Source organism: Luteibacter sp. Sphag1AF (genome assembly GCF_014192715.1).
Taxonomy (GTDB): domain Bacteria; phylum Pseudomonadota; class Gammaproteobacteria; order Xanthomonadales; family Rhodanobacteraceae; genus Luteibacter.
The window spans coordinates 45227-68494 of sequence record NZ_JACHYH010000006.1 but is presented as its reverse complement, the minus strand read 5'-3'; the positions used below and the strand labels follow the sequence as shown (position 1 = coordinate 68494).

Below are 23268 nucleotides of genomic sequence, written 5' to 3'. Positions count from 1 at the left end.
AAATATCACGTGCGCCGTCGCACCTTCATGCTTCCGGAATTCATCCTATGGGGCAGGTGAATGATCGACGATCTCGCCAGTTGGTCGACGATGCTGGAGCTGATGCCGACCCCGATGTTCATCCGCGATGCGCATCATCGGTGGGTGGCGGCCAATCAGATGGGATGCGACTTCTACGGTATCCGCCGGGACGAGGTGCTGGGCCGCACCGACAGCCAGCTGTTTCCGCCCGAGCAGGCGGCCCGCTTTACCACCGGTGACGATGCGGTGCTGCGTAGCGAGCAGGTCGTGGAGTCGGAAGAAACCATTGTCGACGCACAGGGCCGCTCCCGCACGCTCATCACGCGCAAGACCCGCGTTGATATCGACGGCCATCCGCATGTTCTTGCGTCGGTCACCGACATCACCGAGGTGCGCGAGTCGGAGGCGCAGGTCCGCTGGCTGGCCTGTCACGACGCGCTGACCGGCCTGGCCAATCGCACGCAGCTGTTCAACCGGCTGGACCGGGCCATTGTCCGGCGCGCGTCCGAAGGCACCACGGCCAGCCTCCTTTATCTGGACCTGGACGGCTTCAAGAAAATCAACGACACCTATGGCCATCTCACCGGTGACGAACTGCTGGTGAAGTTCAGCCAGCGCCTGCGCGAACAGGTTTCGCCCGATGATGTGGTGGCCCGTATCGGGGGAGACGAATTCGCCCTGCTGGTGGAAAGCCTGCCCGATGCGGCCATCCCGGCACTGTGCGAAAACATGCTGACCCTGGCCTCGTTGCCCTTCGACGTGCTGGCCACCACGGCATTCGTGGGGGCATCCATTGGCGTGGTCATCATCACGGCAGAGGACGTCGCGGCCGGTGAAGTGGCACGCAAGGCAGACAGCGCCCTTTACGAAGCCAAGCGTTCGCGCAATCGCTACGAGATCTACTCCGACGCGCTGGATGCGTCGCTGCATCATCGCCGCGAGGTGGAGCACGCGTTGTCCCGCGCACTGGAAACCGGGCAGGGCCTGTCGTGCCACTACCAGCCCGTGGTCCGTGCCGACGATAGCGTGATGGTGGGGCTGGAAGCGCTGGCGCGCTGGGTGCATCCCACCCTGGGTGTGGTGCCTCCCGTCCATTTCATTGCGGTGGCCGAGGAAACCGGCCTGATCGGGACGCTGGGCGACTGGGTGCTGCGTACCGCGTGCATGCGCGTGCAGCCGTATGCCCATCTGTTTGTTGCGGTCAACGTCAGCGCGGTGCAGCTGCGTGACAGCACCTTTCCGGACAAGGTGTTTGCCATCCTGGGCGAGACCGGGCTGGAGCCGTCCCGGCTGGAACTGGAAATCACCGAAACGGCCATCGTGCACGCGGATGGCGCCGCCGTGTCATTGCTGAAGCGGTTGCGTGCGGCGGGAGTACGCATTTCGCTGGACGACTTCGGAACCGGCTATTCCAGCCTCACTCTGCTGAAGGATCTGGACGTGGACAAGGTGAAGATCGACCGCTCGTTCGTGCAGCTTGCCACGCAGGCCGAGGACTCGGCCGCCATCGTGCGCGCCGTGTCGAACCTGGGTGCGGCGCTGGGGCTGTGCGTGGTGGCCGAGGGCGTGGAAACCGAAGAGCAGCGTCACTTCCTGCGCGAGGTCGGCTGCAACGAGCTTCAGGGTTACCTGTTCTCGCCGGCACTGCCGGCGGATCGGCTGGCCGAATTCGGTCTGTAGCGGCGGACGGTTACTGCTGACCGTTGTAGGGCTGGCCGTTGTACGGCATGTTTGACACCGGCCAGCTGCGTCGCAGATCCGGCATCCCGGGCACCGAGGTGGGCAGGGGCATGGGCAGTGGGCCGGGCATGCTCAGTCCGTTGGTGGCATCGCCCACAATGGCGATCACACAGTTGCCGCTGTCCTGGGAGGTGCCAAAGGAGAGCCTGCCCCACGGCATCTGCACGACGGTGTATTTGTTCGGCAGCATGGGCGGGGCGGACGGCAGGTTGGTTTCCGACGAAGCGCCGTGGAAGATCGTGCCCACGTCCGCCCGCGAAAAGCAGGGCTTCTGTTCCAGTTGAATGCTGGTGAAGCGCACGATGGGCACATCGCCGCCTTCGTCGTTGCCACGCGCCTCGAATGCCGAGACCCGGAACCCGTCCCGGGTGACAAACGCGCCACTGCGCACGATCTGCGGCGGGGCGTCCTCGGTGGGATTGAGCCCGCCGGGCACACGCCCGGACAACGCATCCATCGCGTTGGGCAGGGTGCCCATCGTGACGTTGATGAGTTCAACCAGGGTCTTTTCGCTGTGCGGCACGGTCGTCGGCGCCGCGCCGAGCAGGGTGGGGGTCAGCAGGGCGGCCAGAAGGGCGGCCGTTTGGCGTCTTGGTCGCATGGGGCCGTGATCGGGAGAGGCGCGGGCGCACAGTGTGCCTGAGGCGGCCCGGTTTGGGGTGCCTTGCAATGCGCAATTGCGCCCGGATATCGGTTGCCAGTTCCCCACCATATCCCCAAGCGCCTTTATGTCATTCCCCCGGTTCGACAATTCCTTTCTCCGCGAGTTGCCGGGCGAAGCCATGACTGATGGGCCACCCCGGCAGGTCGAGGGTGCCGCATGGTCGCGGGTGACACCGACGCCGGTGGCTGACCCACAGGTTGTTGCAGTATCGGCTGAGGTCATGAGTCTGCTGGGTCTTCCCGCGCGGATGGCCGACGATCCGGCGTTCGCCAGGGTCTTTGCCGGCAACGCGCTGTGGCCTGGCATGGAGCCGCACGCCGCCAATTACGGCGGCCATCAGTTTGGCCACTGGGCCGGGCAGTTGGGCGACGGCCGGGCGATTGGTCTTGGCGCCATGATTGCCCCGGACGGCCAGCGCTTCGAGTTGCAGCTGAAAGGTGCCGGGCGCACGCCGTATTCGCGAGGAGCCGACGGTCGGGCAGTGCTGCGTTCGTCGGTGCGCGAGTTCCTGTGCAGCGAAGCCATGCATCACCTGGGCGTGCCGACCACGCGGGCGTTGAGTCTGGTGCGCACGGGCGACCAGGTCGTCAGGGACATGTTCTATGACGGCCACCCGGCCGCGGAGCCGGGTGCCATCGTCTGCCGCGTCGCTCCCACGTTCCTGCGATTCGGTTCCTTTGAACTGCCGTCCTCGCGCAATGACGTGGATTTGCTGCGCGCGCTGGTCCATCACGCGATCCGCCAGGGCTTTGCGCACTACGGCGTGGAAGACACTTACCCGGAATCCACGCTGGCAAGCTGGTTCAGGGAAGTATGCGAGCGCACCGCCACGCTGATGGCGCACTGGATGCGCGTGGGCTTCGTGCACGGCGTGATGAACACCGACAACATGTCCATTCTTGGGCTGACCATCGACTACGGCCCCTATGGCTGGATCGACAACTTCGATCCGGACTGGACCCCCAATACCACCGACCGCCAGCACCGGCGCTATCGCTACGGGCAGCAGCCGCAGGTGGCTTACTGGAACCTTCAGCGGCTGGCGCAGGCACTGGCCCCCCTGTTCCACGGGGTGGAGGCCTTGCAGGAAGGACTTGCCGCGTACGTCACCCGCTTCCAGGCTGACCATGCAGCTTTCACCACCGCCAAGCTTGGCCTTGCCCGATGGCGCGAAGGTGACGAGGCACTGGTGGAGTCGCTGCATGAGGTATTGGTGGCCGGCGAGATGGACATGACGCTGTTCTACCGGGCACTGGGTGATATCTGCCTTCAGACGCCGCAGTCCGATGCCTTTGCCCACACGTTCTATGATGACGCACGCCGCCAGTCTGCGGAGCCTCTCCTGGTGGACTGGCTCGGCAGGTACGTCGCCCGGGTCGCTCAGGATGACGCCTCGGTGGCGGAGCGCACGGCGTTGATGCATGCCGCCAATCCGGCTTTCGTTCTGCGCAATTACCTGGCACAGCAGGCCATCGACAAGGCGACCGAGGGCGACGATTCGGGCATCCACGACCTGATGCGCGTGCTGCGCACGCCCTATGACGTGGCTCCGGAAGACGCGCATTACCTTGCCCGTCGCCCGGACTGGGCACGGGTCAAGGCCGGGTGCTCCATGCTTTCGTGCAGTTCCTGAAGAGCGCAGGCTTCCCGGGACGCCGGCCCGGGGTAGAATCGGCGGTCGTTTCCCGCTTCAAGGTATCCCGTGGCCTCAGGCCCTTTATCCGACGCGGCGTCTGACGCCCTGTTCGTGCCCTTCGATACCGGCGACCTGCGCTTCCCTGCGGATGGCCGCGTGCTGGTGCTGCGCGCCCGCGATGGCTTCCGTGCGCGTGAGTTGCGGCGTCCCGGCTGGGTCATGCAGCAGTCGTTCCGCCCGTTCGCCGATGCACTGGAGCGGTCGGGATGGCAGGTGGTGGCCGATGTGCCGGAGGAAACCTTTCCGCTGGTGCTGCTGCTGCCCACCCGTCAACGCGAAGAAACGCGCGCGCTGTACGCCCGCGCGCTTTCGCGCGTCGCCCCGGGCGGCGTGGTGCTGGCCAGCGTGCCCAATGCCGAAGGCGCCCGCACGGCCGAAGCTGATCTGGCGCTCCTTGCCGGTGGTGTTGCCTCGCTGTCCAAACACAAATGCCGGGTCTTCTGGACGCGGCCAGACGCCACGCCGGACCCAGCGTTGATGCGCGACTGGCTGGCGCTGGACGAGCCGGTGTGCATTGCCGGCGGTCGTTACGTGAGTCGGCGCGGTCTGTTCGCATGGGATCGCGTCGATGTGGCGTCCGCGTTGCTGGCCGAGGTGCTGCCTGGCGACTTGCATGGTGCCGTGGCCGATCTGGGCGCTGGCTTCGGTTACCTGTCCGCACAGGTGCTGGCGCGTTGCCCGGCGGTGACGCGCGTGGATCTGTACGAAGCGGAGGGCCGCGCACTGGAGCCGGCGCGGCGCAATCTTGCCGCAGCCGTCGAAGCACGCGCGCAGCCTGCATTGTTCGATGTGCTGTGGCGTGACGTGACCGCTGGCATCGACCGCCGTTATCAGGCCATCGTCTCCAATCCGCCGTTCCACCAGGGACGTGCCGACCTGCCCGAACTGGGTCGTGCCTTCATTGAGCGCGCGGCCGATGCGCTGGTCAAGGACGGTGTGCTGTGGATGGTGGCCAACCGGCACCTTCCGTATGAAGCGACCTTGCTGTCGCGATTTATCCAGGTACGTACCGTCGTGGAACGCGACGGCTTTAAAGTCTTTGAAGCACGGGGTGTGCGATGAAACTGGTGAAACTTCTCGCCAATCTGGGCTATGGCAGCCGCAAGCAGGTCACCGCGATGTTCCGCGAGGGTCTGGTTACGGATCTTGCCGGTGAAGTGCTGTACACGGACGACAAGGTCGGGCACGACCAGATTCTTGTCGAAGGCGAGCCGCTTGATCCCCCGCAGGGTCTGGTGGTGCTGCTCAACAAGCCGCTGGGTGTGACCTGCTCGCGCAAGGACGTGGGCCGGCTGGTTTACGACCTGCTGCCGCCGCGATTCGCGTTGCGCAATCCGGTGCTCTCGACCGTCGGCCGGCTGGATCGGGAGACATCCGGGTTGCTGCTGTTTACCGATGATGGCCCGCTGCTGCACCGGATCATCTCGCCCAAGTCGCGGCTGTCCAAAGTATATGAAGCGACACTCGCCTCGGACCTGCGTGGTGATGAGGGCGAGCTTTTTGCCGCTGGCACGCTGATGCTCGATGGCGAGACCGACCCGCTGGCTCCTGCCGTGCTGGAAGTGCTGTCGCCGCGCAAGGCGCGCGTATCGGTCACCGAAGGCCGCTATCACCAGGTGCGCCGCATGTTCGCCGCCGTGGGCAACCACGTGGAATCGCTGGAGCGCGTGTCGCTCGGTGGCCTCACTCTGGACGGTCTGCCCGCCGGGCAATGGCGTGCGCTGGGCGCCGACGATCTGGCCCGCATCTTCAACAAGGAAAACGCATGAGCCAGGAACTGTCTGCCGTCACCTATCTGGTCAACGATTACGACGAGGCCATTGCGTGGTTCACGGATGTGCTGGGCTTTGCGCTCCTTGAAGACACGCCGCTCTCGCCGACCAAACGCTGGGTTCGCGTGGCGCCGCCGGGTGCACGCGGCAGTTGTCTTCTGCTCGCTGTAGCGGACACGCCGCCGCAACGTGCCGCTGTGGGGCAACAGACCGGTGGGCGGGTAGGGTACTTTCTGCACACCACGGATTTTGCCGCTGACCACGCGCGCATGCAGGCCGCAGGCGTGCGCTTTCTGGAAGAGCCGCGTCACGAAAGCTATGCGACCGTGGCTGTGTTTGAAGACCTCTATGGCAATCGCTGGGATCTGCTCCAGCCGGCCTGATAGACGTGGCGTACACCCCTCCTGCAGTATCAATGCACTACTTAACGGAAAGGAATTGCCCGATGAGAAAGATCGCATTCGCACTCACCAGCCTGCTGGCGTGTTCCGCGGCCTTCGCCGCCGACCAATCCATCGAAGTGCCCATGAATGCCGTTACGCCAGATGGGGTGGGCGCCTCCGTTGGCACGATCACGGTCACCCAGAGCAAGTACGGCCTGGTGTTCACGCCGAAGCTGGAGGGTCTGGCACCGGGCGTGCACGGCTTCCATCTGCACGTGAATCCGAGCTGCGATCCGGGTGAGAAAGACGGCAAGAAGGGCGCCGCGCTCGCTGCGGGTGGCCACTTTGATCCGGCCAGGACCAATCGCCACGATGGCCCGTATGTCGATACCGGTCACCTGGGGGATCTGCCCGCCATTACAGTCACGGCTGATGGCAAGAGCACCACCGACGTGCTGGCGCCGCGCCTCAAGACGCTTGCCGAGCTGAAGGGTCATTCGCTGATGGTGCATGCCGGTGGCGACAATCACTCCGACCATCCCGAAGCGCTGGGCGGCGGCGGTGCGCGCATCGTGTGTGGCGTGATCCGCTGATGATCGTTGCGCGGTGCCACTGGCGGCACCGCGCAGTCTGACCCTACACTCCGGCGATCCATCACGAGGGGAGTGGGTTATGCCGAAGTTGTCGCGAACGTTGCTGTGCGCCGCCCTGAGTCTGGCCCTTCCAACGTTCGCCTTCGCGCAGACCGCCCCGTCTGCCACCGCTCCGGTACAGGGCAAAGGCGACGAGGCCTTGATGTCGCTGGCCGAGGGGTACTTCAATCAGTTCTATTTCCCGAGCAATCCCACCGCCGCCACCTCCGCAGGCGTGCATCGCTACGATGGCCAATTGGAGGATGTGTCGCGCAAGGGCATCGACGCGCAGGTAAGGCAGCTGCGTGCGTGGGAAGCGCGATTCGCCGCCGTGAAGCCGGGTGACCTCAGTCAGCAGGTGGCGGGTGACCGCGAGCTGCTGCTCAACAGCGTGCGGGGCACGTTGCTGACGCTGACCACGATCAAGCCGTGGGAGAAGAATCCGGACTTCTATTCCAGTGGTGTGGCAGGAAGCGCGTTCACGCTGATGGCGCGCAAGTTCGCCGCGCCTGAAGAGCGGATACGTGCGCTCATTTCCCGCGAGAGGCACATGCTCGATACGCTGGCGGCGGCGCGGGTGAATCTGGTCAATCCGCCCCGGATCTACACGGAGATCGCGCTGGAGCAATTGCCGGGGCTGGTGGATTTCTTCAGGAACGACGTGCCGGCCGCGTTTGCAGATGTGAAGGATGCCGATCTTCGTCGTGAGTTTGATGCGTCCAATGGGGCGGTCATCAAGGCGCTGGGTGATTACCAGAACTGGATGAAGACCGATCTGTTGCCGCGCTCGAAGGGCGACTTCCGGATCGGTGCGGATGCGTATCGCAAGAAGCTGGCGTACGACGAAATGGTCGATACGCCGCTGGATCGTCTGCTCGCCATCGACATGGAGAACATGCGCGCCAATCAGGCGGAATTCGCGAAGGTGGCCAAAGAGCTTGATCCGACCAAGACACCTGCGCAGGTGCTGGCTGAACTTGCTGCGGATCATCCGCCGGGCGACAAGTTGCTGGACACGTTCCGCGCAAGTTTCGACAAGCTGATCGGTTTTATTGAAGCGAAGGGCATCATCACCATTCCTTCAAAGGTGCGCCCCATCGTTGAGGAAACGCCGCCTTTCATGCGGGCAACGACGTTCGCGTCGATGGATACGCCGGGGCCGTTCGAGTCGGTGGCCAAGGAAGCGTATTTCAATGTGACGCTGCCGGAGGCGAGCTGGGACAAGCAGCGCACTGACGAATTCATGGCGCAGTTCAGCTATCCGGTCATCAGCAGCGTGGCGGTGCATGAGGCCTATCCGGGCCATTACGTGCAGTTTCTGTGGATGCACAATCTGAATGATCCGGTGCGCAAGCTGATCGGTTGCTCCAGCAATGCGGAAGGATGGGCGCATTACAGCGAGCAGATGATGCTGGACGAGGGTTTCGCGCAGGCGCTGTATCCGGATGACCCGCGTCAGCAGAAGTTGCTGAAGCTGGGGCAGTTGCAGGATGCGCTGCTGCGCAATGCGCGCTTTGTGGTGGGCATCAAGCTGCATACGGGTCAGATGACTTTCGATGAGGCGGTGGATTTCTTTGTCAGGGAGGGGTATCAGTCGCGCGGGGTGGGCACGATTGAAACGAAGCGTGGCACGTCGGACCCGACGTATCTGTATTACACGCTGGGCAAGCTGGAGATTTTGAAGTTGCGCGCGGATGTGCAGAAGAAGCAGGGGGCGTCTTTCGACTTGCATCGCTTCCATGATGATTTCATGCGGCAGGGGTTTGCGCCGATCAAGCTCGTGCGTAAGGCGATGTTGCAGGATGATTCTTCGCCACTGTAAAGGGCTGGTGCGTTTGGCAAGTTCGGCACAGCGTGGCGTTTCGCGGGAAAGCCCCCGCCACCCTCCCCATGAGCACGTCGCGCGGTCGCTGCGCGACCCGGACGTTCGGGCGGGTTTGTCGACGGGTTCCAGGCGGTTCGGCTAGCGCCATTTTGCTTGTTGGTTTGTCTCGCGAGGTCGGCACAGCGTGGCGTGTCGCGGGAAAGCCCCCGCCGCCCTCCCCATGAGCACGTCGCGCGGTCGCTACGCGACCCGGACGTTCGGGCGGGGTTTGTCGACTGGCCATCCATGGCCAGGCGCCAAATGGCCGGCATCCCTGCCGGCCACCCCTGCGGGGCCTTTTCCGCCCGAACGTCCTCGCGCTCCTACCGCTCATGGGGAGGGCGGCGGGGGCTTTCTGCCGATGGGTGCTTGTGTTTGGGGCGAGAGCAGGGCTTTGTTGGGGGTGGGGCGAGCACCCATCGCTCAGGATTCGGTTGATGCGGGTGTCGTTCCGAAGGGGCCGGCTTTGAGCATGTCGATGGCCTCGACGGGCATGAGTTTTATCCGGCTGCGCCAGAGTCCGGTGATCGGCGGCATGGCTTCGGCGAGCAGTCGGCGCAGCATGATGCTGAGTTGTGCGGAGGTTTCCGGATCGACGTCGGCTTCCACCGCGTGCGAAGAGATATCGACGATGGCCTGCGCATCGGCGAGGCGCATGACGGCGACGTCGCGGAGCTGGTCGATGGTGAGGGTGACGTCGCTCTGGCAGGTGGGGCAGGTGATGGTCTGGTCGGGCGTGTGCATGGCGGTTCCTTGGCCGGAGGTCCGCACCCTGCTGTGCAGGGTGGCGGACGTGTCGGGGTCGAAAACCGGTTACCAAAGCTAATCCGGCCAGGCGCGAGCCTGCCCGACACGTCCACCATAGAGGTGCATGTTCAAAACACAGGCAGCGAACTGCCTGTGTACTTTGGTAAGGCGGGTTTCGACACCCGGCCGCCGAGGAAGTCGGCGACGCGCAGAGCATCCCGATTCGCGCAAGGCAGAACTATCCGATTATTCCGAAAAAACTATCGGAATTATTTGAGAGTGGGGCGAGCAAGCCTGCTCCCACGCACGGCATGTCAGAACGGAACGATGCAGCGGCCTTGTGGGGTGAGTTTGCTCACGATTCGGTTGATGCGGGTGTGGTTCCGAAGGGGCCGCCTTTCAGTATGTCGATGGCTTCAACCGGCATGAGTTTTATCCGGCTGCGCCAGAGTCCGGTAATGGGCGGCATGGCTTCGGCGAGCAGTCGGCGCAGCATGATGCTGAGTTGTGCGGCGGTCGCGGGGTCTACGTCGGCCTCAAGGGCATGCGAAGAGATATCGACGATGGCCTGGGCATCGGCGAGGCGCATGACGGCGACGTCGCGGAGTTGGTCGATGGTGAGGGTGACGTCGCTCTGGCAGGTGGGGCAGGTCATGGTCTGGTCGGGCGTGTGCATGGCGGTTCCTTGGCCGGGGGGTCCGCACCCTGCCTTGCAGGGTGGCGGACGTGTCGGGGTCGAAAACCGGTCAAAAATCGCCAAAACCCGGCCAGGCGTGAGCCTGCCCGACACGCCCGCCATAAAAGCGTGCGCGTAAAACACAGGCGGCGAACCGCCTGTGCGACGTTTTTTGAATCGGGTTTCGACACCCGGTCACCGCAGAGTCGGCGACGCGCAGAGCATCCCGATTCACGCAAGGCAGAACTATCCGATTATTCCGAAAAAACTATCGGAATTATTTGAGAGTGGGTCAGCACGCGGTAGTTCAGAACAGATCAATGCTGCCTACGGGGACGGGTGTGACCAGTTCGCCGCGTTCGGTGAGGTCTTCGTAGCTGTGCACGGCGTTGCGGCCGTTTTGCTTGGCGAAGTACAGGGCCTTGTCGGCGCGATCCAGCACGATTTCCGGGTAGTCGTTTTCGCCGATGCTGGCATAGCCGATGCTGACGGTGACGTGGCCGACCTGGGGATATACGTGGTCGGCGATATGCCGGCGGAAGCGGTCGAGCATGGCCAGCGCGTCGTGTTCGTTATCGGCGGTGATGAGCATGACGAATTCTTCGCCGCCGAAGCGGAACAGCACGTCGGATTGCCGGAACGATGCGCGCATCTGCTGGGCGAGCAGCAGGATGACTTCGTCGCCGTATACGTGGCCGTAGGTGTCGTTGATGCGCTTGAAGTGGTCAATGTCCAGCAGCGCCAGCCACACGCGCGAGGGATGCTCTGGCGCGCGACGTTCTTCGCCGGCGTTTTCGCGATGGCGATACTGCGCCTTGAGCAAGCGCCGCAGGCGCTGTTCAAAGCTGCGCCGGTTGTACAGGCCGGTGAGCTTGTCCCGCTCGCTTTCATTCAGAAGCGCGATGTAGTTGCTGTAGATGCGCGCAAAGCCATCGGCCAGCGGGCGGACTTCGTCCAGCGGCTCATTGGATTGAAGCATCAGTGCGCCAATGCCGACGTGTTCGCGCTGTACGGGAACAATGACCCGGTAGGCTCCGCCGGACGTGGACTCGCTGATGGATTCCAGCGTGGTCATGCTGTGCACGAGGCTGTGGACGGCGACGCTGGTGTGCTCCGGATCGGCGGCATTGACGGCCAGCTGGCCCTCGGCGTTGCGCTCGCACACGACCAGTGACTCGATGGGGCGATGCGGGTCGTCGCCGCGCTTGCACAGCGCAACGGAGCCCACGTTGACCAGTTCGGCCAGCGACAGCACGAGGCTGTGGTCCAGCGCATCAATGTCGCGATGGTGGGTAAATTCGGCGACTGAGGCGAGCAGGCGCGATTCGGGCAGGGGGCGGGATGGGGTGGGCCACGGAGTCGTCATGACAGGTGGCTCCGCCGCATCACAGGCGCACGGTCTCTCGATCGGTCGTTCACAGATGTCACCGCCGGCTTCCTCCCCCGAGTGGATGCTCAGCGCATCCCGTGTCCGACCACGTTCCTGTTGTCGCCAGAGGGATGCACTCCTGCTCTGTAGCGGCAACTCAGTCCGTTACTTTAGTCGAATACGGGCAATTTGATGTGAATATGTGACACAGTTCCTTGTAATCGTTTGCATTGTCACCAGTGAGAGAGTTTTTCGGGGCTGACGCCCACCCGGTGACACGACCGCGACGCCACGCCATCACGCAGTGCCCGACGAAACAGCGGCGCCATTCCCGACAGCGTTGCTGCCGCCACGCGCGCACCCCGTCGTTGCCGCGGCGTGCGCTCCAGCATGTCGGCGGCCCAGGTGGGTAGCAACGCGGCACCAGCGCCGAGGAATAGTTCACGCGAGAGGCCCGCCATCGGTACGGGCAGGGTGATGTTCGACAGCACGTCCAGCACGATGCGCGAGCGCTCGGTATACGCCAGGCGCGGCACCATCGCCTCGAAGTAGTCGCGTACCTCGCGTTCGGAGCGCGGAACGTTGCGGGCACCCAGTGCTTCGGCGACGCGCCGGGTTTCGTCGAAATAGGCATCCGCTGCGCCGGGCGGCAGGTCGTCACGACAGTAGCGGCGATAGCCGGACAGGAAGCTACTCATCTCGGTGATGTGCACCCACGTGAGCAGGTCCGGATCATCCGCGGCGTAGGGCACGTTGTTTTCGGTGACGCCCTTTACCTGGGCGTGGATACGCAGCACGCGGTCGATCAGTGCCTGTGCATCCCCGGTAGCCGCATAGGTGGTGCCGCCCACGAAGGCGGTGGTACGACGCAACCGGCCTACGAGGTCGTCGCGAAAGTTGGAGTGATCCCACACACCGGCCAGCGCCTGCGGGTGCAGGGTTTGCAGCATCAGCGCGCACAGGCCGCCGGAGAGCATGCCGGGGAAGTCACCGTGTATTTTCCAGGTGACGCTTTGCGGCCCGAAGAGGCCCGCGTCGCCCAGGGGATGGTCGTAGTCGATGCCGCCGTCCGGGTCGCGCGGAAACGCGCTCAATACCCAGCGCCGGATCTGCCCGCTGGCGGGGCCGAGGATGAAGGAGAAGGGCGAACTCATGGGGTCAGTCGCCCGACAGCCAGCCGCGCCACTTAAAGAAGAGGACGGGAATGAGCATGCTGAGGAGGATGGTGCCCAGCGCAATGGGATAGGCGTAGGGCAGGGCGAGCTCCGGCATGTCCTTGAAGTTCATGCCCCATATGCCGGCCAGGATCACCGGCGGTACGGTGGCGACGGAGACCACGGTCAGCACCTTCATGACGTGGTTCTGGTCGGTGTTGATGAAGCCGAGCGAGGCGTCGAGCAGGAATTGCAGCTTGTTGGTCAGCTGGTCGTCGAATTCGTCCAGCGCGCGCAGGTCGTGATCGACCACGCGCAGGCGCACCTCCACGTCATCGGCCATCCACTCCGGCGCTTTGCTGCGCACGAAAGACACGATACGCTGAATGCCCAGAAGGGACGAGCGGTTGCGAGTCTGCTGGCCTTCGAGCTTGCCGACCTCAAGCATGCAATTGCGCAACGCGGGCGTACCCATCCGCTGCGGCGTGAACACGCGTTCGGACAGCGCGCGCAGGTTCACGCCAACCTGTTCCATGCGCTCGGCCGCGAGGTTGACGATGGATTCGAGCAACGTGGCCAGCACGTCGGCGCTGGAACGCCAGCGGTGTTTGTCGCTGTTTCTTGCGGCCAGGTCGAAGGCTTCGGACTGGCCGAAGCGCAGCGTCAGCAGAATCCGGGACGTGATAACGAGGCCGACCGGGCTGGGCGGTTGGTCGCCCTTGCAGTCGGCAAAGTTGGGGATGCTCAGGTACATCGCATCGTCGTCGGTACGGATGCGGCTGGACAGCGCCAGGCTGTCGATATCTTCGCGGCAGGGAATGCGCAGGCCGGTGGCCTTGCGTGCGCACTCGCGCTCGTCGTCGGTTGGGTTGATCAGGTCGAGCCAGAGCACGCCTTCGGGAAGGACCGTGTTGGCCTTCCAGGTGATCGCCTCGGAGCCCTTGCCCTGTTCATGAATAATCAGCACGTGCGCCCTGCGCCTCCGGCATAAGGAAAGGATTGTTCGTGGCGGGAGCACAGGCTTCCCGCCACGAGAACCCCAAGCTTACGACTCCAGCGAGGCGTCCATGGTGATTTTCGCGTTCAACACTTTCGAAACGGGGCAGCCTTCCTTCGCCTGGGTGGCGATTTTCTCAAATCCCGCTGCGTCAGTGCCCGGGACGATGGCTTTCACGGTCAGATGCACGGCCGTGATGGAGAAGCCCTGACCATCCTTGTCCAGGGTTACTTCGGCTTTGGTTTCGATGCGGTCGGGTACGAGACCGGCTTCGGTCAGCATCAGAGACAGCGCCATCGTGAAGCAGCCCGCGTGCGCGGCGCCCAGCAGTTCCTCCGGGTTGGTGCCCGGGCCGTCCTCGAAGCGTGACTTGAAGCCATACGGCGCTTCACGAAGCACGCCGGTCTGGGTTGAGATGACACCCTGGCCATCCTTGATGCCGCCTTTCCACACAGCAGATGCCGTTTTGCGCATGATCGTGTCTCCGTTGGGGGTGAAGTGAAGCCCGTTCTATTCCCCCTTCTTAGCGTCCCGACCATGCAGACCATGCGAAAACGCCTTGTCCGTTTTGTCATCATTGGAGTTCACTCATGACCGATCAGCCCCTGGACATCGTCCACGACACATCTCACCAGGCCTTCCGGACCACTGTGGACGGTCATGCCTGCATCCTGACCTACACCCTCGACAAGAGCGGCGTTATGGCCATTACCCACACTTCGGTACCGCAGGCCGTGGGCGGTCGCGGCGTGGCGTCCGCGCTGACGCTCGCCGCCGTGCAGGCGGCACAGGCGTCCGGCTGGAAAGTGGTTCCGCAATGCTCCTATGCCGCCGCCTGGTTCCGGCGCCATGGGGAATATTCATCGCTGCTGGCATGACCTTCGGCCTGCGGCTACCTGGTGGGGCGCGTGCTAGCGTCCGTTCACTTACGACACGGGATCGGGGGTTGAAGATGAAGTCACTGTCCACTGGCCGGACGCTTATGTCCGTCGCGCTTGCACTTGCCGGCATCACCGGTGTGCACGCCGCCGACGCACCGGCCGCGAAGGCTGCCGATCCACGTATCGAAGCCATTGTGTCGTCGCTGGAGAAAGTGCGTTCGATTGATTCGGTATCGCTGTCGCCGGATGGCCGGAAGCTGGCCTGGACGGTGAAGACGAAGGGCAAGAGCGCCATTGAGGTGGCCGATGTGGACGGCCGCAACGCGCACCGCATCACGACCTCGGCGCCGGGCACCTGCCGCGAAAGCTCGGCACTGTGGGCCCCGGACTCACGTCATCTGGCCTTCCTGTCCGATTGCGGCGGTGCGGCGCCCGGTGCCGATGAAGGTCATCAGAACGATATCTACGTGGCCGATACCTCCGGCCATGACGCGCCCGCGCGCCTGTCTCACCTGACCGGTTACGTGCAGGCACTGTCGTGGACCTCCGACGGCCACACGCTTGGTTTTCTTTATGTGCCCGGCGCCACGCGTCGCGCTGCCGCTACCGCCGCGGCCAAGCCGCAGCTGGGCGAGGTCGGTGTGGATGGCATGGAAGTGCAGCGCGTGGCAGCCATTGATGCCGCAGGCGGCGAGCCGCGCCTGCTCACCGACGAAGCGCAGCACGTCTATGAATTCAGCTTCTCTCCCGATGGCGCGCGCATCGCCTACGTGGCCGCGCCGCCGCCGGGGGACAACAACTGGTGGGTCGCCAAACTGTATGCGCAGGATGCCAGGCCCGGTGCCAGCGCGGCGGTGATTGTGGACCCCGCCACTGTTCAGGGTTCACTGCGCGGCCTGCAAATGGCCGTGCCGCGATTCTCACCGGATGGTCAGCGCATTGCCTTCATCGGCGGCCTGATGAGCGATCAGGGCGCAACCGGCGGCGACATCTACACGGTGGCCGCCAGTGGCGGCGAGCCGGTGAACGTCACGCCGGGCACGAAGGTCACGCCGTCGTGGCTGGCCTGGGCGGGTGCGGATCGCCTGATCGTTTCCGAAGTGGTGGGCGGCGAGAGCCGCGTGTCCGCGTATCAGGTGCCGGCCTCGGGAGCGGCGACCAGCAAGTCGCTTTTCCAGATGCCCGCATCCATCGGCGACGGACGTCTGGCCATGTCGCTGTCGCTGGATGGCACCGCGACCCACGCGGCGTTCGTGTCCAGTTCCTACGCGCATGCACCGGAAGTGACGGTGGCCAGTCTGGATGGTCGCTCCAAGCCGGCCAGCGTGACCGGTTTCAATGCGGCGCTGTCGCCCTCGTGGGGCAAGGCGGAGTCCATCACCTGGACGCATGAAGGCCACGATGTGCAGGGCTGGCTGCTCTATCCGGCCAACTACGATCCGAAGCAGCGCTACGGCATGATCGTGTCTGTGCACGGCGGCCCGGCCAGTGCCGTGATCCCACGCTGGCCCGGTTCGGGTTATGGCGCCGGCCCGCTGGCCGCGCTGGGCTACTTCGTGTTCATGCCCAACCCGCGTGGCAGCTACGGCCAGGGCGAGGCATTCGTGGGCGCCAACCGTCGCGACTTCGGCTATGGCGACCTGCGTGACGTGCTGGCAGGCGTGGATACCATCGAGAAGACGCACCCGGTGGACGACAAGCGCCTGGGCCTCACCGGCTGGAGCTACGGTGGCTTCATGACGATGTTCGGCGTGACCCAGACCCAGCGTTTCCGTGCGGCTGTTGCGGGCGCCGGCATTTCCAACTGGCAGAGCTACTACGGCCAGAACCTGATCGACCAGTGGATGACGCCGTACTTCGGTGCGTCGGTGTATGACGATCCGGCGGTGTATGCCAAAAGCTCCGCGATCAACTTCATCAAGCAGGTGAAGACGCCAACCCTCATTGTGGTGGGTGAGCGCGACGCCGAAACACCGGCGCCGCAGTCGTTCGAGTTCTGGCATGCGCTCAAGGCGCAGGGCGTGCCCACCTCGCTGGTGGTCTACCCGGGCGAAGGCCATGGTTTTGCCAAGGATGAAAATCGCCGCGACGTGCTCAGTCGCGCACTGGGCTGGTTTGACCGTTATCTCAAAGCCACGCCCTGAGTCTCACGATGCAGCTACACTGGGTGCCGGATCGTGCGGGTCCGGCACCGAAGTGGATGAGACGCAGCATGAGCGTGAGTGAACGCATTCTGGAAGGGCGCAGTGTCCTTCTCCTCGAAGATGAGGAGATGCTGGCCATGCTGCTTGAGGATCGCCTCGTGGATGCCGGTGCCACGGTCGTCCACGTATTCGGCAAAGTCAGGGACGCTCTGTCGTTCCTTGGCAGCAACGGTGTGGACCTGGCCATCGTGGATGTGAACGTGGCAGGTGAAGCTGGCGAGCTCGTCGGCGAAGTGCTCGCCGACAAGGGCATCCCCTTTGTGTTCAGCAGCGGCTACGACGAATCGGGCATGGACGAGCGCTGGCGCAACTGGCCCGCGCTGCGCAAGCCGTACGGCAGCAGCGAGCTCACCGTGGCACTTCGTCAATTGGTGGAAGGACGTCCTCCGGCGCCACTGACGTGAACGTGCCTGGCCGGATCAAAGGCTGGCGCCGCTATACACCGCATTTCCGGCTGCGCCCGCGCTGGACGCTCGCGCTGGGCGTGTTTGTGGTGCTGGCCGGCGTTCTCATGGCCTGCGACGTGCGTCCCAGCCTGAGTTTCCTCATGGGATTCGACGCGGCGGCGGTGGCGTTCCTGTCCACCACGCTCACGATGTTTGCCGGGGCGACGGTCGACGCCATGCGCACGCGCGCCCGCGAGCAGGATCCGGGCCGCTGGACGGCGCTGTGGATCAGCGTGGTGCTTTGCGGCGTGGTGCTGGTGGCGCTGGGCGTGGAACTGCGCAGCGATGCGTCGTCGGGCGTTGGCGGCATCGTGGTGGCGGGCCTGAGTCTGCTGCTGTCGTGGTTGTTCATGAACACCATGTTCGCCCTTCACTACGCGCATGCGTGCTACAGCGACACCACCGTTGAGGTCGAAGCGTTGCAGTTTCCCGGTACCAAAGTGCCCGATTACTGGGATTTTCTGTACTTCGCGATGGTTCTCGGTATGACATTTCAGGTTTCCGACGTGCAGATCGCCGACAAAAAGCTGCGGCGGGTGGCGCTGGGGCACAGCGTCATCGCGTTCTTCTTCAACGTGATCATCATCGCCATCACCGTGAATGTGGTGGCCGGCAAGGCGTGAAGACGGCCGCGACATCCGGGACGCTGCAATGTGGCGCCGGGCACGCTAAAGTCGCGCTTGGGGGTGGCCGATACTCCACCGGATATGCATTCGCGTGAGCCTGCTCGTTTTCAGCCGCAAGCTTCCGTGGTTCAGGTTCACTCAGGGTGATGCCCCAGGCCGGCGCCCCGCAAGCGTGCGGAAGGCTCGGCAGGTCGGAAATCGGAGCATGGCGTGCTGACAGATCGGCTGGTCCATAACGGCTTGAGCGGTGCCGTGCTCAACTGCGTGCATGCGAACCTCTTCTCGCCCGGCGAGATTCCGCGATGTGCCGGCGACACCGCTGTCCCGACGGGAATGCCATGGGGTGCGGCGTTTTTCTTTCTTGCGCTGGTGACCGCCGCTCTCATCGTGTTTTTCCTGAGTCAACGCCGCCGCCTCAGCCAGCGGCGCCGCGATCCGCGCGAGCAGGCGCGTCGCGCACTGGCCTTCCACGCCTACCACGACACGCTGACCGGCCTGCCCAATCGCGCCTTCCTGATGCACGAATTGCAGGAAGCGCTGGCTACCACCGATACCCCCGCGCTCGCGGTCATGTTCATCGACCTGGACGGGTTCAAGTCGATCAACGACACGCTGGGTCATGAAGCCGGCGACATTTTCCTGCGCGCCGTGGCCACGTCACTGCGCAGCAGCGTGCGTGAACGCGACACCGTGTCGCGCTTCGGTGGCGACGAGTTCGTGGTGGTGGTGCAGACCTACGGCGGCATGGAAAACCTGGTGCGCATCTGCCGCAAGGTGCTGGACCTGGTATCCCAGCCGGTGCATGTGGCCGGCCAGCTGGTGGCGGTCTCGCCGAGCATCGGCGTGGCCGTGGCGCCGCATGACGGCCGCGATGCAGAAACGCTTCTGCGTAACGCCGACGCGGCCATGTACGCGGTGAAGGAAACCGGCAAGGCTGATTTCCGCTTCTACGAAGAAGGCATGCTTGAGCAGGCCCGTGAGCGGCTGGCTCTCACGGTCGAGCTTCGCGAAGCCTTGCAGCGTGGCGAGCTCAGTGTGGAGTACCAGCCCAAGCGCAACCTCCGTTCCGGTGCGCTGGCCGGTGTGGAAGCGCTGGCCCGCTGGCATCACCCCACCCGCGGCGACGTGCCGCCCACCGTGTTCGTGGCGGTGGCCGAGCGCTCTGGCCTGATTCACGCATTGGGCGAGTACATGCTGCGCAGCGTGCTCAGGCAGCTGGGCGAGTGGGACGCCCTGGGTACGCGGGTTGATTACGTGGCCATCAATCTGTCGATGCACGAGCTCAGCCGGCCGGCATTCGTGGATACGCTGCACCGGGCCGTGCGCTCCCACGGCGTGGACCCGATGCGCATCCGTTTCGAGCTCACCGAATCGAGCGCCATGCGCCAGCCCGAAGAAACCATGCGGCAACTGCGCAAGCTGCGCTCGCACGGGTTCGCGCTGCTGATCGACGATTTCGGTGCGGGCTACTGGAATCTGGGCCACCTTCGCGAATTGCCCGTCGGTACGATTAAAATCGACCAGTCATTTGTGCGAGGAAGCTCCTTGAATCTGGCAGACAGGGAAATCACCGAGGCCATCGTCGGACTGGCCAAGAAGCTCAACATGGAAACCATTGCCGAAGGTGTGGAGACGGCGGCACAGGCCGAGTGGTTGCGCGAGCTGGGTTGCGACATCGGGCAGGGCTACTTCTTTGCCCGGCCCATGACCGCCGACGCGTTCCTGAAGTATCTCAATCCGCCAGTTGCCGCCTATGCCCCTTGAGCGGCGGCGAGCTCGCAACGTCGTAAACCCGCGGCGGCTATTTCGCGCCCTGATTCTGCTCACCGTCCTGCTGCTGACGGTTCTGGTCGCCCATGCCGCGCCGCCGGCCACGCCTGCGGCAACGGCTGATCCCTGGGCGATATTCGAGTCGTTCTGGTTCGACAGCGTTTCGGTGGCCGACGGCCTGCCGCATTCGACCACCACCGCCATCGTGCAGGACAAGCAGGGCCTCATCTGGATCGGCACGTTTGGCGGGCTGGTGCGCTACGACGGCTACCGCATGCAGGTGTTCGGCCAGGAACCGGACTCCTACGGCGGTGCCGTGCTGCCCGATGCATATGTGCGCTCGCTGTTGCCGCTGGACGACGGCGGCCTGCTGATCGGCACGAATGCCGGGGGACTGGTGCGCTTCGACGCGCGAAGCACGCGTTTCCATGTTTATCCGGTGGGACGCGGCGGCACGTCCAACGGCAAGATTTTCTCCATCGCGCCTGCACGGCAGAAGGGTGCGTACTGGCTGGCGACCGAAGGCGGCGTGAACCGCATCGAGCTTGCCAGCGGCCGTATCACTCACGAATCGGGACAACCCGGCGACGATCCGGACATGGTGCCGCGCACCTTCGTGGTGGCCGAAGACGGGCAGGGCAACGTGTGGGTGGGAACGGACAGCGGATTGTTCGTGCGTCGCCCGGGCCAGCACTTTGTGCGCTACACCCAGCCCGGTGCCGACATGGCCGAGATGCTGCGCGACCAGGTCTGGGCGTTGCGCGAAGATTCCGCCGGGCGCCTTTGGGTCGGCACCGGGCAAAGTGGTGCGTTCTACATCAGCCGCGATGGCCGGGCGCATCTGGTGCCGGGATTTTCGGGCAAGGGCAGTCTGGCGCATCGTCGTACCGTGCGCGCTTTCCTGGAGTCCGAGCAGGGCCAGATGTGGGCCGCCACCGATGGCGCCGGTGTGATGATCTACGACCTGCGCACCGGCCGCGCGCACACCGTGTCCCACGATGCGGCCATGCCGTCGTCGCTGCCCGGCGACATCACCCGCGACTTGCTGCGTGATGCCTCGGGCAACATCTGGGTCGCGACCGAACTGGGTGCAGCGCGCTACGACCCGCGCGGCCGCAGGGTGTTTTCCGTGCTGCCGTCGCCGCTGGGCAGCCACACGCTGTCCAATGCGAACGTCCATGGCGTGTTCGTGGACCCTCGCGGGCGGGTGTGGCTGGGCCTTGGCATGGGCCGCATTGACGTGCTCGACCTGGCCAACGGCACCATGCGCCACCTGCAACTGGGCGGCGAGCAGGCCGAGCGCGATGTGCAGGCCTTCGTTGTTGCGCCGGACGGCTCCATCTGGGCGGGCGCGCAGGGCATCTCGCGGATTGATCCGGACACCTTCGCGATGACCAGCTCGATGCTGCCCAGCCTGGATGGGCGCCTGATCCTGTCGATGCAGCGCGATGGCGACAGCATCTGGATCGGCGGCTACGACGGCCTGTTCCGCTATGACACCGTGACCGGCGCGCTGGAGCAGATGCGCCACAACGATCAGGACCCGCGCAGCCTCGTGGGCGACCAGGTGCGTTTCATCGTCCGCATGCCCCAGGCCTGGTGGTTCCAGACCATCAATGGCATCAGCATCGCGTTCGACGGCGAGCACGGCTTCACCAATCTGCGTCACGACCCGGCTGACCCGAAAAGTCTCCCGCAGGATTACACCGGCTCGGCAGCCTTCGATTCCCATCACCGCCTGTGGCTGGGTACGTTCGGCGGGCTGGCGTATATCAGCGACTTCCATCCGCATGGCCCGTTCCGCTTCGACCTGGTCGGCGCGCGGGAGGGGTTGCCCAACACCAAGATCAACGCCTTGCTGATCGACCGCAACGACCGCATCTGGGCGTCGATGGCCAACGGCGTGGTGATGGTGGACGCCAATACGCGCCGCATCTCCGACCTGGGCATCCGCGACGGCCTGCGCATCCCCAGCTACATCCATCGCGCGGCCGCCGAAGCGCCGGGTGGCGAGCTGATGTTTGGTGGCCTGGGTGGCCTGACCGTCGTGCGTCCGTACTGGACCCCGCCATCAACGGTGCCGCCAGCGCGGCTGGCCATCACTCACGTGGCCATCAACGACATTTCCGTGCCGTTCGAGCGGATTCCCGGTGATAACGGCACGCTTGAACTGGGCAACCACGCACGCAACCTGCGTGTGGACTTCGCGTTGCTGGACTTCCGCGCGCCGCTGGAAACGCGCTATGCGTACCGCATCGACGAAGCCGAATCGAGCTGGAATGAAATTGCGCGGGGCATCCCGCCCACCGCCATCTACACCAACCTTGCCAGTGGCAGCTACACGCTGAGGCTGCGTGCCACCACTCGCGGGCTGGATGCGACCACCGTGGAAACACGCATCCACGTGATCGTGCCGCCGCGCTGGTATGAAAGCTTCTGGGTGCTGCTTGCCATCGCGCTCTTGGGCGTGGTCGCCTTCTTCGGGCTGGTGTACCTGCGCACGCTGTATCTGCGCCGCCGCGCGGTGCTGTTGCAGGCAGAAGTGGACGCGCGCACCCGTGACCTGAAGGCAGCCAACGAGCGCCTGAATCATCTGGCCGGCACCGATGAGCTGACCGGCTCGCTCAATCGCCGCCGCTTCCTGGAGCAGGCCGAGCGCGTGCGTGTGGGTGCCGCCAATGACGGCATTCCTTTCAGCCTGGTGCTGGTGGATATCGACGACTTCAAGGCCGTGAATGACACCTTCGGCCATCTGGCCGGCGACACGGTCATTCGCGAGACGATGCGTGTGCTGTCCTCGATGTGCCGCGCGGATGATCTGGCTGGCCGCTTCGGCGGCGAGGAATTCATCCTGTGCCTGCCCGGCGCCCTGGCCGAGCATGCGCTGGAAGTGACCGAGCGCGTGCGTCACGCGCTGGCCGGGATGGTGATCGTGCACGGCGAATACCGCATCCGTATCACCGTGAGCGCGGGCATTGCCGTGTGGCGCGCGCCCGAATCGCTCAATTCGTTGCTGGGCCGCGCGGACGAGGCCCTTTACGGTGCCAAGAACGACGGCCGCAACCGCAGCCGTCTGGCCGCGATGTAATCAGTCGCGGAAGTTCTCGAACTGGAGCGGCAGCTCCACGTCGGCTTTGCGCAGCACCGCCATGGCCGTTTGCAGGTCATCGCGCTTCTTGCCGGTGACGCGCAGCTTGTCGCCGTTGATCTGCGCTTCGACCTTGAGCTTGGCTTCCTTCATCGAGGCGATCAGCTTCTTGGCGATCGGCTGTTCGATGCCCTGTTTCAGCGTGATTTTCTGGCGCGCGCCAGCGAGGTTGGTTTCCACGTCGCCTTCGTCCATCGCGCGGATGTCGATGCCACGGGTGACCAAGCGGTCGCGCAGGATGTCCAGCATCTGCTTGAGCTGGAAGTCGCTGTCGCCAATCTGGGTGACCACGAAGCCGTCCAGCTCGAATTTCGCGCTGGTGCCCTTGAAGTCGAAGCGGTTGGCCAGGGCCCGGTTCGCCTGGTCAATGGCGTTGGTCAGTTCGTGCTTGTCGACTTCAGAGACGACGTCGAAAGAAGGCATGAGGATGTCCTTGAAAGGGGGCGACTGGCAATTCTAATAGGAACCCCGCGATGGC

21 protein-coding genes are annotated in these 23268 nt (G+C 64.4%); 13 read left to right on the top strand and 8 right to left on the bottom strand.

The features are described 5' to 3' along the window. The first annotated feature begins 60 nt into the window (after positions 1 to 60). Positions 61 to 1701 carry an EAL domain-containing protein gene (locus tag FHW69_RS14545; protein ID WP_183423815.1) on the top strand — a complete coding sequence of 547 codons (1641 nt, stop codon included), beginning with the start codon at positions 61 to 63 and terminating at the stop codon, positions 1699 to 1701. Positions 1702 to 1711: 10 nt separating this feature from the next. On the opposite strand, the gene FHW69_RS14540 is transcribed toward FHW69_RS14545, so the two are convergent. Continuing rightward, positions 1712 to 2362, bottom strand: a complete 651-nt coding sequence (locus tag FHW69_RS14540; RefSeq protein ID WP_183423814.1) for a hypothetical protein — start codon at positions 2360 to 2362, stop codon at positions 1712 to 1714. A 127-nt stretch (positions 2363 to 2489) separates the two neighbouring features. On the opposite strand from FHW69_RS14540, the gene FHW69_RS14535 reads away from it, so the two are divergent. From FHW69_RS14535 to FHW69_RS14510, 6 genes are all read left to right on the top strand, one after another. Further along, on the top strand, positions 2490 to 4058 hold the full coding sequence (locus tag FHW69_RS14535) for a YdiU family protein (RefSeq protein ID WP_183423813.1): 1569 nt from the start codon (positions 2490 to 2492) through the stop codon (positions 4056 to 4058). Between the two features lie 69 nt (positions 4059 to 4127). Further along, the gene (locus tag FHW69_RS14530; protein WP_183423812.1) at positions 4128 to 5183 is read left to right on the top strand and encodes a methyltransferase; all 1056 of its coding nucleotides are present in this window, start codon (positions 4128 to 4130) and stop codon (positions 5181 to 5183) included. Beyond that, positions 5180 to 5890 (top strand): pseudouridine synthase, encoded by a 711-nt coding sequence (locus FHW69_RS14525; protein WP_183423811.1) that lies wholly within the window; start codon positions 5180 to 5182, stop codon positions 5888 to 5890. Before FHW69_RS14530 ends, FHW69_RS14525 begins: the two co-directional genes overlap by 4 nt. Beyond that, complete coding sequence (locus FHW69_RS14520) at positions 5887 to 6276, top strand: VOC family protein (RefSeq protein ID WP_183423810.1); 390 nt, start codon at positions 5887 to 5889, stop codon at positions 6274 to 6276. The genes FHW69_RS14525 and FHW69_RS14520 overlap by 4 nt, the downstream gene beginning before the upstream one ends. A gap of 62 nt (positions 6277 to 6338) precedes the next feature. After that, positions 6339 to 6869 carry a superoxide dismutase family protein gene (gene sodC, locus FHW69_RS14515; RefSeq protein ID WP_183423809.1) on the top strand — a complete coding sequence of 177 codons (531 nt, stop codon included), beginning with the start codon at positions 6339 to 6341 and terminating at the stop codon, positions 6867 to 6869. A 79-nt stretch (positions 6870 to 6948) separates the two neighbouring features. Continuing rightward, on the top strand, positions 6949 to 8730 hold the full coding sequence (locus FHW69_RS14510) for a DUF885 domain-containing protein (RefSeq protein ID WP_221195569.1): 1782 nt from the start codon (positions 6949 to 6951) through the stop codon (positions 8728 to 8730). 465 nt (positions 8731 to 9195) lie between these two features. On the opposite strand, the gene FHW69_RS14505 is transcribed toward FHW69_RS14510, so the two are convergent. The 6 genes from FHW69_RS14505 to FHW69_RS14480 form a co-directional block, all read right to left on the bottom strand. Then, positions 9196 to 9516 carry a hypothetical protein gene (locus FHW69_RS14505; RefSeq protein ID WP_183423808.1) on the bottom strand — a complete coding sequence of 107 codons (321 nt, stop codon included), beginning with the start codon at positions 9514 to 9516 and terminating at the stop codon, positions 9196 to 9198. Between the two features lie 358 nt (positions 9517 to 9874). Further along, complete coding sequence (locus tag FHW69_RS14500; RefSeq protein ID WP_183423807.1) at positions 9875 to 10195, bottom strand: hypothetical protein; 321 nt, start codon at positions 10193 to 10195, stop codon at positions 9875 to 9877. Between the two features lie 307 nt (positions 10196 to 10502). Further along, entirely contained in the window at positions 10503 to 11561 is a 1059-nt protein-coding gene (locus FHW69_RS14495; RefSeq protein ID WP_183423806.1) for a GGDEF domain-containing protein, read from the bottom strand. Positions 11562 to 11797: 236 nt separating this feature from the next. Further along, positions 11798 to 12718, bottom strand: a complete 921-nt coding sequence (locus FHW69_RS14490; RefSeq protein WP_183423805.1) for an oxygenase MpaB family protein — start codon at positions 12716 to 12718, stop codon at positions 11798 to 11800. 4 nt (positions 12719 to 12722) lie between these two features. Further along, on the bottom strand, positions 12723 to 13685 hold the full coding sequence (locus FHW69_RS14485; protein WP_183423804.1) for a CorA family divalent cation transporter: 963 nt from the start codon (positions 13683 to 13685) through the stop codon (positions 12723 to 12725). 78 nt (positions 13686 to 13763) lie between these two features. Continuing rightward, on the bottom strand, positions 13764 to 14189 hold the full coding sequence (locus FHW69_RS14480) for an OsmC family protein (RefSeq protein WP_183423803.1): 426 nt from the start codon (positions 14187 to 14189) through the stop codon (positions 13764 to 13766). 116 nt (positions 14190 to 14305) lie between these two features. Between FHW69_RS14480 and FHW69_RS14475 the strand changes: the two genes are divergently transcribed. The 6 genes from FHW69_RS14475 (at position 14306) to FHW69_RS14450 (ending at position 22730) form a co-directional block, all read left to right on the top strand. Further along, positions 14306 to 14593, top strand: coding sequence for a GNAT family N-acetyltransferase (locus FHW69_RS14475; protein WP_183423802.1), 288 nt, complete (start codon positions 14306 to 14308; stop codon positions 14591 to 14593). Between the two features lie 74 nt (positions 14594 to 14667). Beyond that, positions 14668 to 16740 (top strand): S9 family peptidase, encoded by a 2073-nt coding sequence (locus FHW69_RS14470; RefSeq protein WP_255494826.1) that lies wholly within the window; start codon positions 14668 to 14670, stop codon positions 16738 to 16740. Positions 16741 to 16808: 68 nt separating this feature from the next. Then, positions 16809 to 17204: a response regulator gene (locus tag FHW69_RS14465; protein WP_183423801.1), complete on the top strand. Its 396-nt coding sequence runs from the start codon at positions 16809 to 16811 to the stop codon at positions 17202 to 17204. A 2-nt stretch (positions 17205 to 17206) separates the two neighbouring features. Then, positions 17207 to 17869, top strand: coding sequence for a DUF1345 domain-containing protein (locus FHW69_RS14460; protein WP_343204030.1), 663 nt, complete (start codon positions 17207 to 17209; stop codon positions 17867 to 17869). Between the two features lie 213 nt (positions 17870 to 18082). Further along, positions 18083 to 19636 (top strand): EAL domain-containing protein, encoded by a 1554-nt coding sequence (locus FHW69_RS14455; protein ID WP_183423800.1) that lies wholly within the window; start codon positions 18083 to 18085, stop codon positions 19634 to 19636. Beyond that, positions 19626 to 22730 carry a ligand-binding sensor domain-containing diguanylate cyclase gene (locus FHW69_RS14450; RefSeq protein WP_183423799.1) on the top strand — a complete coding sequence of 1035 codons (3105 nt, stop codon included), beginning with the start codon at positions 19626 to 19628 and terminating at the stop codon, positions 22728 to 22730. Before FHW69_RS14455 ends, FHW69_RS14450 begins: the two co-directional genes overlap by 11 nt. On the opposite strand, the gene FHW69_RS14445 is transcribed toward FHW69_RS14450, so the two are convergent. Continuing rightward, the gene (locus FHW69_RS14445; RefSeq protein WP_183423798.1) at positions 22731 to 23213 is read right to left on the bottom strand and encodes a YajQ family cyclic di-GMP-binding protein; all 483 of its coding nucleotides are present in this window, start codon (positions 23211 to 23213) and stop codon (positions 22731 to 22733) included. Positions 23214 to 23268 lie beyond the last annotated feature (55 nt).

Bases quoted from the DNA above. Each gene is read 5' to 3' on its own strand.
- sodC (WP_183423809.1), top strand. From the start codon at position 6,339: ATGAGAAAGATCGCATTCGCACTCACCAGCCTGCTGGCGTGTTCCGCG.
- FHW69_RS14495 (WP_183423806.1), bottom strand. From the start codon at position 11,561: ATGACGACTCCGTGGCCCACCCCATCCCGCCCCCTGCCCGAATCGCGC.
- FHW69_RS14505 (WP_183423808.1), bottom strand. From the start codon at position 9,516: ATGCACACGCCCGACCAGACCATCACCTGCCCCACCTGCCAGAGCGAC.
- FHW69_RS14470 (WP_255494826.1), top strand. From the start codon at position 14,668: ATGAAGTCACTGTCCACTGGCCGGACGCTTATGTCCGTCGCGCTTGCA.
- FHW69_RS14535 (WP_183423813.1), top strand. From the start codon at position 2,490: ATGTCATTCCCCCGGTTCGACAATTCCTTTCTCCGCGAGTTGCCGGGC.
- FHW69_RS14510 (WP_221195569.1), top strand. From the start codon at position 6,949: ATGCCGAAGTTGTCGCGAACGTTGCTGTGCGCCGCCCTGAGTCTGGCC.
- FHW69_RS14445 (WP_183423798.1), bottom strand. From the start codon at position 23,213: ATGCCTTCTTTCGACGTCGTCTCTGAAGTCGACAAGCACGAACTGACC.
- FHW69_RS14475 (WP_183423802.1), top strand. From the start codon at position 14,306: ATGACCGATCAGCCCCTGGACATCGTCCACGACACATCTCACCAGGCC.
- FHW69_RS14520 (WP_183423810.1), top strand. From the start codon at position 5,887: ATGAGCCAGGAACTGTCTGCCGTCACCTATCTGGTCAACGATTACGAC.
- FHW69_RS14540 (WP_183423814.1), bottom strand. From the start codon at position 2,362: ATGCGACCAAGACGCCAAACGGCCGCCCTTCTGGCCGCCCTGCTGACC.
- FHW69_RS14525 (WP_183423811.1), top strand. From the start codon at position 5,180: ATGAAACTGGTGAAACTTCTCGCCAATCTGGGCTATGGCAGCCGCAAG.
- FHW69_RS14500 (WP_183423807.1), bottom strand. From the start codon at position 10,195: ATGCACACGCCCGACCAGACCATGACCTGCCCCACCTGCCAGAGCGAC.
- FHW69_RS14490 (WP_183423805.1), bottom strand. From the start codon at position 12,718: ATGAGTTCGCCCTTCTCCTTCATCCTCGGCCCCGCCAGCGGGCAGATC.
- FHW69_RS14545 (WP_183423815.1), top strand. From the start codon at position 61: ATGATCGACGATCTCGCCAGTTGGTCGACGATGCTGGAGCTGATGCCG.
- FHW69_RS14450 (WP_183423799.1), top strand. From the start codon at position 19,626: ATGCCCCTTGAGCGGCGGCGAGCTCGCAACGTCGTAAACCCGCGGCGG.
- FHW69_RS14480 (WP_183423803.1), bottom strand. From the start codon at position 14,189: ATGCGCAAAACGGCATCTGCTGTGTGGAAAGGCGGCATCAAGGATGGC.
- FHW69_RS14465 (WP_183423801.1), top strand. From the start codon at position 16,809: ATGAGCGTGAGTGAACGCATTCTGGAAGGGCGCAGTGTCCTTCTCCTC.